This window comes from Ottowia thiooxydans (assembly GCF_040548795.1).
GTDB classification, from domain to species: Bacteria; Pseudomonadota; Gammaproteobacteria; order Burkholderiales; family Burkholderiaceae_C; genus Ottowia; species Ottowia thiooxydans_A.
Window position 1 is genome coordinate 66,143 of sequence record NZ_JBEPSH010000003.1, and the last position, 12,296, is coordinate 78,438.

Genomic DNA, 12,296 nt, shown 5'->3' on the forward strand with positions numbered 1-12,296 from the left:
TCAATGAGCAGCGGATAGTCGGCACAGACGACGCAGCCCCGCACTCCCGACGCCACCTTTACCTAGTGGGTTTCGGGGTTTCGCCTTGGGCCCCTTCCTCATAGACGGCGTAGTGCTTACGCCCTTCCTGCGAGCTATTCAGGACTTTTTATCAGACTAGCGCCGCACGTTCTCCGCATCGACCACGCGCAAGGTCAGGATGCGCCCACGAACGAAACCTGCTCCCGATAGCCCAGTGGAACCAGCGGCAGCTCGGCACAAGCAACCAACGCTTAGCAATCCCGCAAAATGGAACTTATTGAACTTTTTAGTTACTTATTCAGTCTGCAGAGCTGAAAGTAGCCTCGCTAGGGAACGTCAATCCGAGCATGCGCTTTTTGCGCGCGTTGTCTTGAGCACCGCGCGCACTTGTCATGAGTGCGCTCCCAATGCGCGGTACCCACACTGTTGATGCGCCTCGAGAAAAACATCTAGAAATCATTCTGGCTCAAACCAGCCGATAACAGCATGAGAAACTTCGTAATAATTATTTGTTTAGCTATATTTTGTTCTGCCTGCAGCAATCAAATCGGGCGAAAGACCTACGAAATTTCAACCGCAGCGCCCGACATAGTAACGAGTGCAGAGATGCGGTGGAATGGTGACATTCTATTTACTGGCGTATATTGCGCAACCGCACCTATGCCAGAACTGGCGACCAAGCATACAGCCCGGATGTATTCGAACAACAGAATATATCTAGGCACCGTTTATTACCCAAACAACCTGATGGTCGCGGTTGCATTTTCAAAATTCCCCAAAAGCATAACTTCGGAAGAACACATTGCGGCTCAATTTGAACTCAACTCAAAAGCATTCGCAAGCCATTCCATAGTGCAACCTGACCAGCACCACCTATCTCTGAATCAAACCGACTTTGGCTCTACTATCAGATTAATGCATAAAAATATTGAGGCTCATCCTGAAGGCGGTCCATTTCCACTGATCATTAACACCTATTCGACTTTGAATGACAGTTTTCAGTCGATGGCTGTACGCCAGATTTTTGCGCGCGACGACGACCTCTTTGAAGTTGCCGCCATTCAGACGAAGCCCGAGGCAGGATTCACTGTTTCAGAAGCAGAAATCGAAAGTCAGCTCAACTCATTCGTCAAGGATTTGACTTCGTCGCTTCAAAGATGCACGCGTTCCATGCGAGAACGAATAAAAACATCAGTGGGCAAGAGACCGTTTAAATACAGCTTTAGCCGTTAGGCCTCGGAAAAGTCCGTGCCCGTCTAAAATCAAAGCAGGCTTGGAGTGAGCCTCCACAGTGAAGCCTAACTTTCCATCCGATGGATTTTTGCTCTCTCCCACGCTGCACGCGCAGCTTGGCTCGCTTCTTTCCAATCCAGACGCGAGTCACCGCGGTAAATCGACCAATCGTGGGCTAGAGTGCTTTCGTGTTCATCGTAGTTGCCGTCTGGGTTCTTGGTTACAAACTCCAGACCTGCTCTGTAGGCGGGCTCATAGTCGTCGTACGTATAACCTTCGACATAGTACGCTTCACCTTGGTACTTTTCACGCCAGTATGCGTGATGAACTTCCGGATCAAACGGAGCGCCGGGCTTGTTAGGTGATTGTGCTGACATCTTGATCTCCTTATTGCCGTCAATTGCGGTGTGTAAAAGAGTAGGCTCATCGCACGTTGGTGGCTGTAGGACAAGGCAGAATTAACCCCTATGATTTCGTCGCTTCGTCTATCAAGGTCCGGGCGCCCATGGGGTGCGCGCGTCATAGGGCTGGCGCTCGTTGCTATGGCAGTCTTAAGCGCGCCCGTCGCCCAAGCACTCACCTTTGACGAAGTTCGCAGTTCGCACCAGCCATCTGAAACCTTGATCCTGGACCGCCGAGGAGAACTGCTTCAGCGTGTTCGAACGGACCTTACCGTGCGGCGCGGCCCATGGATTGCATTGGGAGACGTGTCGCCGTCCTTGCGCACGGCCCTGGTTCTATCTGAGGACAAACGCTTTTATGAGCACTCCGGGGTGGATTGGCGGGCAGTTTCCGCAGCCGCCTGGGCCAATCTCTGGAATACGCGCACTCGTGGAGCCTCTACGCTCACCATGCAATTGGCGGGCCTGCTTGATGATGACCTGCGCTTGGGAGGTAGCCGCAACCTGCGCCAAAAAATAGGCCAGGCGGTGATGGCCACGCGCCTGGAGTCCCGCTGGCGCAAGGACCAAGTGCTCGAAGCTTATTTGAACCTCGTGCCTTTCAGGGGGGAACTGGTCGGCATAGATGCCCTGTCCCGAACTCTCTTTGACAAGGCACCGCATGGCCTGAATGACAATGAAGCTGCGCTGGCAGCCGCACTGGTGCGATCACCCAATGCGCGTCCCGCCGCGGTAGCTCAGCGGGCGTGCGGCGTGCTCAAGGCCATGCGCGGTCCGCGCGAAAAAACGGATTGCCTGACGCTTGAAATGCAAACCGAGATTTCGCTGGCTCGCCGTGCCTATGCAGCCAGCGAAGGCATTGCACCTCATCTTTCCAGACGTTTGTTGACCAACGCAAAGCAGGAAGAGATCAACGGCAAGGCCGTCGCTGCTTCAGACAAGGCACCCTCAGCCCCAATCCGCAGCACGCTGGATGCCCGCCTGCAACGGATTGCCATGGAAGGCCTGCAGCAGCACGTGAAGGAACTGCGCGGACGCAATGTGGAAGACGGTGCCGTGGTGGTGCTTGATAACGCCTCTGGTGATGTCCTGGCGTGGGTAGGGTCTACGGGTAGCCTGAGTGCCGCGTCCGAAGTCGACGGCGTGCTGGCGCAGCGGCAGCCTGGCAGCACACTCAAGCCTTTTCTGTACGCACAAGCCATTGCAGAGCGAAGGTTGACGGCTGCTTCCCTGCTCGATGACTCTCCTGCCTACTTGCCGACCGCCAGTGGCCTCTACATTCCCCAGAACTATGACAGGCAGTTCAAGGGCTGGGTTTCAGCACGTACAGCGCTGGCTTCCTCACTCAACGTGCCCGCAGTTCGCACTTTGGTCATGGTGTCGCCAGCCGCATTTGCCAGGCAACTTCGATCGCTGGGCATGGACCTGCGACAGCCTGGAGACTACTACGGCTACAGCCTGGCTCTAGGAAGCGCTGAGGTGTCATTGCTGCAACTGACGAACGCTTACCGTACGCTGGCCAACGGGGGGCGCTTCAGCCCCGTGGCTTACCAACCTCGCCAAGCTTCGGCCAAACCCCTTGCGTACACCGCAGCCTTGGACCCGGCGGCCACTTTCGTCATTTCGGACATCTTGAGTGATGGCAATGCGCGCGCGCGCACGTTCGGTACGGACTCCATCCTGGCTACACGCTTCTGGACAGCCGTGAAAACCGGAACCAGCAAAGATATGCGGGACAACTGGGCTGTCGGTTACAGCCAGCGCTATACCGTGGGGGTCTGGATAGGCAACGCGAGTGGAAAGGCGATGTGGGACGTCAGCGGAACCAGCGGCGCTGCGCCCGTGTGGGCGGCGCTGATGCGCGAGCTCCATGCGCGCACGCCGTCCATCGCACCGCGTGCGCCTGCTGGGGTTGTGCAGACTGCTGTCAGTTTTGGCGAGCAGCTGGAAGCAGCCCGATCAGAGTGGTTTCTATCGGGGACAGAGCAAGCGCTTTTCGCTGTCAATGAAAACGCCTCTCCCATGGCTGCCAACACGAATGCACGTGCAATGCAGCGCGCGAACGGCGATGAACGCCTTGCCGTGCCCTCCCGCATCCTGAGTCCGGCAAATGGCACCATCCTGGCTTTGGACCCTGATATTCCCCCTACCCGCCAGCGACTTACCTTACAGGCCGACGCAGGCACCGCCTCGTCTGCGTCACTGCGCTGGTTCATAGGTGCGCGCGAGGTAGGCCGGGGCGCGCGCGCGCAGTGGTTGCCTTGGCCAGGTCGACACAAGGTACAGCTTCGTGATGGTCGTGGAGAAGTGCAGGACGAATTGAGCATCGAAGTGCGTGGCGCTGGAGTCAAGGCAACGGCCGCCAGAAGGTGAGCAAGGAAGAAGACACCTGCAGGCGCTGAGGCATCTGCTGGACTTGGCGCTTGGCCTCCGGCCATTCGCCCCACTGCCCAAAGGACTTTGAGGTAATGACGGTACCTAGCTCCACTTTGGCATTTTCGGTTGTCTGCAAAGGCCGAATTGCCAAGCTGGAGCTTGGCGCTCCCAGGAAATACCCTCCTCTCCTGTATCGAAACCTCGAAAGCTTGAGCATCCTCAGCAAATGCACCAAGGCCCTCCCGGCTGTTCCCCCCTGGGACCGCCGAGCTCCTGCTCGGCATCTTCTGGCCTTTAGCGAACGCCGCATGCCGAGCAGGAGCTCGGCGGTCCCAGCGAATACCGTCCTCTCTTGGGTTGAAGCCTCGGAAGCCAAAGCATCTTCAGCTAATGCGCCAAGGCCCTCCGGGCTGTCCCCTGGGATCGCCAAGCTCCAGCGTGGCAATTTCTGACCGCAACAAACGCCCCAACTGCCAAGCTGGAGCTTGGCGCTCCCAGGGGGTCAGCCTCCATCAACCTTCGCGGTCACATCAAGCACCCCGCTACATTCATGATGGATTTCGCGAAGCGGGCTGTTGACCTGGGAGCGCCAAGCTCCAGCTTGGCATCTTCTGGGCCGCAGCAAGCTCCGCATCGCCCATAAGCGCTGACAAGCCCTGATTGACCATTTATAGACCTAGAAGTACCATGTTGAAATACGGAAATTGATTTCCAATATACAGAACATTCATGAATCAATCTCAGACTTTGATCCCTACCCTGGACTGCGATCTCGCAATTTCCCATTGGGGAGCCTATGAAATTACGCGCCAGAAGGACAAGTCGGCTCTCAACGCCTGGCGCGAAGACCCTCACCCTTCCGAAATCGGGCTGTCCATGCTGGACGCCTACAGGTCCAAACTGCGCGTCAAGCGCCCTGCAGTTCGCGAGGGTTGGCTAAAGGACCGCAGCCGCAGCGGCCGCGGTTCTGACCGCTTCGTCGAAGTGAGCTGGGAAACCGCACTCGACCTAGTCGCAGAGGAAATGCAACGCGTCATCGGCGCTCACGGCAACAGCGCCATTTTTGGCGGCTCCTACGGTTGGTCCAGCGCAGGCCGGTTTCACCACGCGCAGAGCCAGGTCCACCGGTTCCTCAATGCCGCAGGTGGCTATGTCAGGCATACAGATTCCTACAGCCTGGGCGCGGGGCGCGTCGTAACTCCGCACATCGTAGCCGAAATGGACTACCTCAAGGATTCGCACACTAGTTGGGATGTGCTGGCTCAGCACACGCGAGTTTTCCTCACCTTCGGCGGCGTCGTGACCAAGAATGCGCAGGTCAACGCAGGCGGCGCCATGACTCACCACGCGCCGGGCGGACTTGCAGCCCTGGCCGCCAACGGATGCCGCTTTGTCCATATAGGCCCGGTAAGGGCCGACCTGCCCTTGCCTGATGCTTCTGTGGAATGGATTCCCATCCGTCCGAATACAGACACTGCAGTCTTGCTCGCGCTCGCTCATGAAGTCATCATCAATGGGCTTCACGACGAAGCCTTCCTGCACACATACACCCACGGCTTTGAGAAATGGAAACCCTATGTGCTGGGCGAGACTGATGGAACGCCCAAGACAGCCGAATGGGCTTCTGCGATTTCTGGCATGCCTGCCGAGCGCATCGCCCGGCTAGCACGTGAGTTGGCGGCTGAAAGAAGCCTGATCAATCTGGCGTGGTCGCTTCAGCGTGCAGACCACGGTGAACAGCCCTTTTGGGCCGGCATCGCCCTGGCGTCCCTGTTGGGCCAGATCGGTCTGCCCGGTGGTGGCTTCGGGATAGGCTACGGGCCTGCCAATGTCATGGGCAGCCCTTTTGACAAACTGCCCGGACCTACCTTCTCTCAAGGTAAAAACCCCATCAGCGACTTCATTCCCTGCGCACGCATTGCTGATCTGCTGTTGCACCCTGGAGAGAAATTTGATTACAACGGCGCCAGTCACACCTACGCCGATATCCGCATGGTCTACTGGGCGGGCGGTAACCCGTTCCACCACCACCAGGATCTGCATCGTCTGGTCCGCGCCTGGGAAAAGCCAGAGACCATCATCGTGCATGAACAGGTCTGGAACTATCACTCCAAGATGGCAGACATCGTTCTGCCAGCCACAAGCTCGCTGGAGCGCGACGATCTCGGGTTTTCGTCGCGGGAGCCCCTGTTGGTGGCCATGCGTCGAGTCGAAGCGCCTCCGGGCGAAGCTCGCGACGACTACGACATCTTCGCCGACATCTCCCGCCGTCTGGGCACCGAGCAAACGTTTACTGAAGGCCTGAGTTCCGCTCAGTGGCTGCGGCAGATGTATGACTCATGGGCCGTGGTCATGCGCGGGCGCGGCCATGAACTTGTCGATTACGACGACTTCTGGCGAGCTGGTGCACTGCGCCTTCCGCTGCCTAAGCGCCCACCCGTCATGCTGCAGGACTTCAGGGAAGATCCGGATGCCCACGCGTTGAAAACTCCGAGCGGCCGCATCGAGATTTTCAACGACAAGGTGGCTGAGTTTGGCTATGACGACTGCCCAGGCTATGCGCGTTGGTATCCACCTGCCGAATGGCTAGGCTCGGAGAAGGCACGCGAGTACCCCCTTCACATGTTGTCGGATCAGCCGCTCACCAAGCTGCACAGCCAACTCGATTTTTCCGCCTACAGCCTTTCCAAGAAGATCAAAGGACGTGAGCCGATTGTGCTGTCTTCCCAGGATGCGCAGACGCGCGGCATTGCGGACGGAGACATCGTGCGTGTGTTCAACGACCGGGGCGCCTGCCTGGCCGGCGCGGTGGTCACTGACGCCATCATGCCCGGCGTGGTCAAGCTCTCCACCGGCGCCTGGTGGGACCCTCAGCGCCTGGGTGACTCTGCGCAGCCAGACCGCCACGGCAACCCCAACACACTGACGCGTGACGTTGGCGCCTCTCGCCTATCGCAAGGTTGTACGGCCCAGACATGCCTGGTGCAGATCGAGAAATTTGAAGGTGAGGTGCCCCCCATGCAGGCTTTCGAACTGCCCGCATTTGCACCTGCGTAGGAGCGCCTCTTCAAACACTGCCGCCCAACCGAGAAGCTGCAAGACCGAACCGCCCGCAGGTGCATTGCTATCATCCAAAAATCCTCACCGATGAGGTGGAAAGCAAGAATGAACAACACACTTATCAAGGGACTGCAGCTGTTGGAGCATCTCGCCCGCAGCGAAACGGCTCTCGGCGTCACGGAACTCGCCGTGGCGCTGGATCTGGGGAAGAGCAATGTCCATCGTTTACTGCAAGCACTCGTCGAATTAGGCTACATACAGAAGAATGAGATTCGTGGGACCTACCAAGCCACCCTTAAGCTCTGGGAGCTGGGCACGGCATTGGAAGCGCGTCTGACAATCAAAAGCGCCGCGCGGGAAGCGATGGAGCTGCTGCTGCAGAACACGCGTGAGACGGTGCACCTTTCGGTACTCGATGGCAACGAAGTGGTCTACATCCACAAACTCGACAGTCCTGAACCCGTACGAGCGTACTCTGAAATAGGAGGCAGAGCACCCGCTCACTGCGTGGCCACAGGCAAAGCTATTCTCGCGTGGCAAAAAGAGTCCTATCTTCATGATCTCTCGCAGCGCTTAGTTCAGCACACAGACAAAACCATCACCAAGCCTGCGGAGTTCCTGAGCGAACTCGAACGCATCCGCGCAAACGGATTCGCCGTCAACCGGGGTGAATGGCGCGAAACCGTGTGGGGAGTCGCTTCGCCCATTCTGAGCAGCGAAGGGACTGTACTTGCAGCAGTGGGCGTTTCAGGCCCCTCAGTGCGTATCAAACAGCCCATCATCAAGCGGCTGGCCGTAGAGGTACAGGCAGCGGCACAAGCCATCTCCACCAGACTGGCACGCGGTTAATACCGCACTCATTTCATTCAAAGGTCGGCTTGAGCCAAAGCAACGCCCCTCCCAGGGGCGGTGAAGGTCCAGACCGCGAGCGCTGCAGCCAACTCCTGAACAAAAAACCGAAGCCAGGAAATCCAGGGTTCAGAGCAACCTCCATAGCAGCACGTCGGAGAAAGCTTCCAGTCTCGGACGGCGATTGCTCCCAAGGACCGCGGGAGACAAAGGGAGCGGCGGCTACAGTGCGTGACTCAACGGCCCTCATCGAGCCGTTGCGGCTTCTCCGACGAGTTCACTTTTTCCTCGAATTTCTCACTCGCGCTCTTTTCGCCACCATGACTCCTGGCGACCACGGTCCGGGTGTCAGAACTGCGATACGCATACCCCCACCGACCACGAGACCAACAGATGGCATCGATCTGCCTTCAAGGAACAGGTCTCTTTGCGTTAATAGGGTTGACACTCCACTCTGATTCCCGATAAGATTTTCATTTATATGGAATACAAATTCTATATTGTGGAAAAATTGGAGGCATTCAGAACAACTTCCTCTGCCAGGGTCAGGGGATCGCACCACGCCGAGCCGCCATCTGCCGCTTAGTTGGTGGACCGCTCTGAGCATCTGATGCGCAAGCTGGGGCAACCAGCTCGTTCACATATATAGAAAGATTTCTTTGCGATATAGAACAGAGTAGCATCCACTCAAACATCTACATGAATAACCAATCCACCTCCAATATGACAAGTTCAGGCCACCCATTGGCCGGGGTCAAGGTCGTCGAGTTCTGCCAAGTGGCTGCAGGCCCTTTCTGCGGCATGCTGCTCGCTGATTACGGTGCCGATGTCGTCAAGATCGAGCCACTGGAAGGTGACACCCTGCGCCAATGGCCGCCGATCAAAAACGGTGATTCAGAAAATTTTGCTTCTCTGAACCGCTCCAAACGCTCCATTGCACTGGACCTGAAGAACCCGGCCGATCTGGAATTGGCACGCCGCCTGGTACTTGAGGCAGACGTTCTGGTCGAGAACAATCGGGCTGGAGCCATGGAGCGCCTGGGTCTGGGCTGGTCCTGGTTCAAAGAGCAAAAGCCATCGCTTATCTACTGCTCGATCTCAGCTTACGGTCAGGATGGCCCACGCTCCGGTGAAGGTGGCTTTGACTTGACCATGCAGGCAGCCGCTGGCGTGATGAGCGTGACCGGCGAGGCTGACGGCGCCCCAGTTAAATGCGGAGTCCCCATTGCCGATTTCACGGCTGGCTTATACGCCGCTTTCTCGATCAGCTCGGCCCTGGCCCGACTGCGCGGTGGTGGTGAAAACGCCCAAGGCTGCCATATTGATGTCCCCATGTTCGCCACGACCCTGGCCGTGGGCGCGCTTCAGACCAGCGAGTACTTCGGAACCGACCGCAACCCGCGTCGCCTGGGCTCTGCCCACCCTCGCAATGCCCCCTACCGTGCATTCAAATGCTCAGATGGCTGGTTCGCTATCGCCGCAGGCAACAACAAGCTGTGGCGTTCGGTTTGCGAAGTGGCCAATACGCCCGAGCTGCTGGAAGACGAGCGCTTCGGAACCCCAGGTCTGCGTGCAGCCAACCAGGACGCACTGAAAGACCTGCTGGAAGTCAAGTTTGCCAACGCCAGCATCAAGGACTGGGTAAGCCGATTTGCTGACGCTGGTGTGCCTTCCGCGCCAATCAACGGGTTCGCCGAAGCACTGGCAGACCCTCAGGCCGAACACCTGCAACTGGTTCACCCCATGAGCTTGCCAGGCGGAACAGAGACCCGCACAGTAGGATGTCCTGTGCGCTTTGACGGCGATGTGATTGAAGTCAACACACGGCCTCCAGCGCTCAATGAACATGGCAAAGTGCTTAGAACCCTCTATGAGAGCACGCCCACCACTGTAGAAAGCTGAAGAATGAACACTGCTGCTGAGCCCCGGATCGATCCACTCGTCCAAGCCAAGTCGCTCGCGCCCCTGCGCGAATTCATTGCCACGACCACCCGTATCGTGGAACAGGATCAACCCGAGCCTGAACGTGTTGAGGCGGTTCGCGCTGCCCTGGCTACATTGATTGCCAACGACACCTGGCTGCCGGAATCGGCGGCGCAGCCTCACCCCGAGCACTACCAGCAATATCTGCTTCACTGCGATCCACTGGAGCGCTTTAGCGTCGTCAGCTTTGTGTGGGGGCCCGGCCAGCGTACGCCTGTGCACGACCACATGGTGTGGGGCCTGATTGGAATGCTTCGCGGTGGGGAAATTGGTCAGAGCTTCACAAAAAATGGCGTTGGTGAACTCGTACCTCATGGTGACGCTGCCACCCTGTCTCCTGGTGATATCGAGTTGGTGTCACCGAGTACGGGTGATATTCATCAGGTATCCAATGTCTACGACGATCGCGTCTCGATCAGTATCCACGTCTATGGCGGCAATATTGGCGCTGTCTCTCGGCACGTGTTCGATCTTCAAAGCGGGGCGATCAAACCCTTCGTTTCGGGCTATTCGTCGCCGCAAATGCCCAATATCTGGGATGTGTCGCACATCGTCCGTGAGCGCATTCAAAAGGAGGGGGCGTGATCGAGTTTTCGAACGTAGATCAGGTAGCGGTCGCGACCCTTGCCAACCCGGCAAGAGGCAACGCGCTTTCAGAATCCATGGTGGAAAACCTGATCGCCTGGATCACGGAGTGCGTGGCCGATCAATCCGTCCACACGCTGGTACTGACTTCCACCGGCTCGCATTTCTGCACCGGGTTTGATCTGGGCGCACAGCCTCCGGAAGCTGGCGAGGAAGGTATCGTCAGCCGCGCAGCAACTGACGGCCCCCTCCTCTGGCGCTTTGCCCGAATTGAGCACCTGCTGTCCCTGCTATGGAATGCACCATTGCGCACGGTGGCGGTAGCGCAGGGCCGCACCTGGGGAGCGGGTGCAGACCTTTTCGCAGCATGTGACTTGCGCTATGCAAACCCCCAAACCGAATGGCGCTTTCCAGGCGCTGGTTTTGGGCTGGTTCTGGGTACGCGCAGACTTGCCACCCTGGTGGGGCAGCCACGCGCCATGGACTGGGTGGCGCACGGTCGCCGCATCGACGCAGAAAACGCTGTGTCTGCCGGATTGGCCACTGCGCTTCTGGGCGAATCTGACCGCTGGCGCGAGGAACTTCCCGCGCTGGCCGTGGATCGATCCACCTATGCGCAACTCAAGGCCGCCACCCGGCCGGACCAGAGTCCCACTGATCTCACCGCGCTGGTGAGATCCGCCGCACTGCCTGGCTTGGCAGACCGGCTTGAAAAATACAAAAACAGCAGCAAACCTCGTAAGTAACTACCGATCCCGGAGACAACCTTTTTTTATTGAAGGAAAGATCATGAGCAAACCACAACGCCTACGCCTGCTGGCCCCTCTGGCCGTCATGTTTCCATCTTTGCTGACGGGTGCAAAAGCTTCTGCGCAAGCAGCTGCCTGGCCTTCAACGCCCATTCGCATGGTAGTGCCCTTTCCACCCGGAGGTTCTTCAGACATCTTGACTCGTCTGGTGGCAGATCACATGGGCAAGATACTGGGCGCCAACATCTTCATCGACAACAAGCCAGGTGGCACCACGCAAGTGGGCACTGAGTTTGTTGCGAACGCCGCGCCCGATGGCAACACACTGCTGATGGCAGCGTCCAGCAGCTACACACAATTGCCCAACCTGCGCAAGCTCAACTACAGCTTTGACAGCTTTGAGACCGCAGGCGGAGTGGCTGACTATATTGCCGTGATGGCCGTTCGCAAGACACTGCCCATCAAGACCATGAAGGAATTCATCGACTATGCCAAAGCCAACCCGGGCAAGCTCTCCTTCGGCTCCGCGGGCGAAGCATCTGCTGGTCACGTGTTCGGCCTGACGCTCGCACACGACACGGGAATCAAGGTACTGCATGTTCCTTACAAGGGTTCAGTCGCTGCGGTCAATGATCTGGTGGCGGGAGAGATCGATTTCATCATCGACGGCGCCGCAACCCCCATGGTGAAATCCGACCGTATTCAGCCGCTTTCTGTGTTCTACAAAAAGCGCCATCCAGATCTTCCCAACGTGCCAACTCTTTCCGAGACGGGCTACAACATCAACCTCACACGAGGAGCAGGATGGGGGCTGATGGCTCCAAAGGGTACGCCCAAGCCCATCATGGACAAGCTGGCGAATGCGCTGCAAAAAGCATTGGAAACCAAGGAATTGCAGGACGCCATGGTCCGAGCCAACACCATCGCAGCCTGGACGCCTCCGGAAGAATTCAAGAAGGCCATACTGTCCGACCAGAAAATGCTTGCACAGCTGCTGCCTGCCATCGGCATTCGCGGCAATTGATTGAACCCTTCCTGC

At 57.7% G+C, this 12,296-nt stretch carries 9 protein-coding genes; 8 read left to right on the plus strand and 1 reads right to left on the minus strand.

Going from position 1 to position 12,296, the window contains the following annotated elements:
* Positions 1-507 precede the first annotated feature (507 nt).
* Entirely contained in the window at positions 508-1,254 is a 747-nt protein-coding gene (locus ABIE13_RS07235) for a hypothetical protein (RefSeq protein WP_354442461.1), read from the plus strand.
* 65 nt (positions 1,255-1,319) lie between these two features.
* Here ABIE13_RS07235 and ABIE13_RS07240 read toward each other — a convergent pair whose 3' ends face one another.
* Positions 1,320-1,631, minus strand: coding sequence for a hypothetical protein (locus ABIE13_RS07240; RefSeq protein ID WP_354442462.1), 312 nt, complete (start codon positions 1,629-1,631; stop codon positions 1,320-1,322).
* Between the two features lie 165 nt (positions 1,632-1,796).
* On the opposite strand from ABIE13_RS07240, the gene pbpC reads away from it, so the two are divergent.
* From pbpC to ABIE13_RS07275, 7 genes are all read left to right on the plus strand, one after another.
* Entirely contained in the window at positions 1,797-4,028 is a 2,232-nt protein-coding gene (gene pbpC, locus ABIE13_RS07245) for a penicillin-binding protein 1C (RefSeq protein WP_354442463.1), read from the plus strand.
* A gap of 732 nt (positions 4,029-4,760) precedes the next feature.
* Complete coding sequence (locus tag ABIE13_RS07250; protein WP_354442464.1) at positions 4,761-7,088, plus strand: molybdopterin-dependent oxidoreductase; 2,328 nt, start codon at positions 4,761-4,763, stop codon at positions 7,086-7,088.
* Between the two features lie 108 nt (positions 7,089-7,196).
* Positions 7,197-7,940 (plus strand): IclR family transcriptional regulator, encoded by a 744-nt coding sequence (locus ABIE13_RS07255; protein ID WP_354442465.1) that lies wholly within the window; start codon positions 7,197-7,199, stop codon positions 7,938-7,940.
* Between the two features lie 699 nt (positions 7,941-8,639).
* Positions 8,640-9,842: a CaiB/BaiF CoA transferase family protein gene (locus ABIE13_RS07260; RefSeq protein WP_354442466.1), complete on the plus strand. Its 1,203-nt coding sequence runs from the start codon at positions 8,640-8,642 to the stop codon at positions 9,840-9,842.
* A 3-nt stretch (positions 9,843-9,845) separates the two neighbouring features.
* Positions 9,846-10,508, plus strand: coding sequence for a cysteine dioxygenase (locus ABIE13_RS07265; RefSeq protein ID WP_354442467.1), 663 nt, complete (start codon positions 9,846-9,848; stop codon positions 10,506-10,508).
* Positions 10,505-11,254, plus strand: a complete 750-nt coding sequence (locus tag ABIE13_RS07270; RefSeq protein ID WP_354442468.1) for an enoyl-CoA hydratase/isomerase family protein — start codon at positions 10,505-10,507, stop codon at positions 11,252-11,254. Before ABIE13_RS07265 ends, ABIE13_RS07270 begins: the two co-directional genes overlap by 4 nt.
* Before the next feature lie 43 nt (positions 11,255-11,297).
* On the plus strand, positions 11,298-12,281 hold the full coding sequence (locus ABIE13_RS07275) for a Bug family tripartite tricarboxylate transporter substrate binding protein (RefSeq protein ID WP_354442469.1): 984 nt from the start codon (positions 11,298-11,300) through the stop codon (positions 12,279-12,281).
* The last annotated feature ends 15 nt before the right edge of the window (positions 12,282-12,296 follow it).

Coding starts and splice junctions, on each gene's coding strand:
- ABIE13_RS07235 (WP_354442461.1), top strand. CDS start 508: ATGAGAAACTTCGTAATAATTATTTGTTTAGCTATATTTTGTTCTGCC.
- ABIE13_RS07240 (WP_354442462.1), bottom strand. CDS start 1,631: ATGTCAGCACAATCACCTAACAAGCCCGGCGCTCCGTTTGATCCGGAA.
- pbpC (WP_354442463.1), top strand. CDS start 1,797: ATGGCAGTCTTAAGCGCGCCCGTCGCCCAAGCACTCACCTTTGACGAA.
- ABIE13_RS07250 (WP_354442464.1), top strand. CDS start 4,761: ATGAATCAATCTCAGACTTTGATCCCTACCCTGGACTGCGATCTCGCA.
- ABIE13_RS07255 (WP_354442465.1), top strand. CDS start 7,197: ATGAACAACACACTTATCAAGGGACTGCAGCTGTTGGAGCATCTCGCC.
- ABIE13_RS07260 (WP_354442466.1), top strand. CDS start 8,640: ATGAATAACCAATCCACCTCCAATATGACAAGTTCAGGCCACCCATTG.
- ABIE13_RS07265 (WP_354442467.1), top strand. CDS start 9,846: ATGAACACTGCTGCTGAGCCCCGGATCGATCCACTCGTCCAAGCCAAG.
- ABIE13_RS07275 (WP_354442469.1), top strand. CDS start 11,298: ATGAGCAAACCACAACGCCTACGCCTGCTGGCCCCTCTGGCCGTCATG.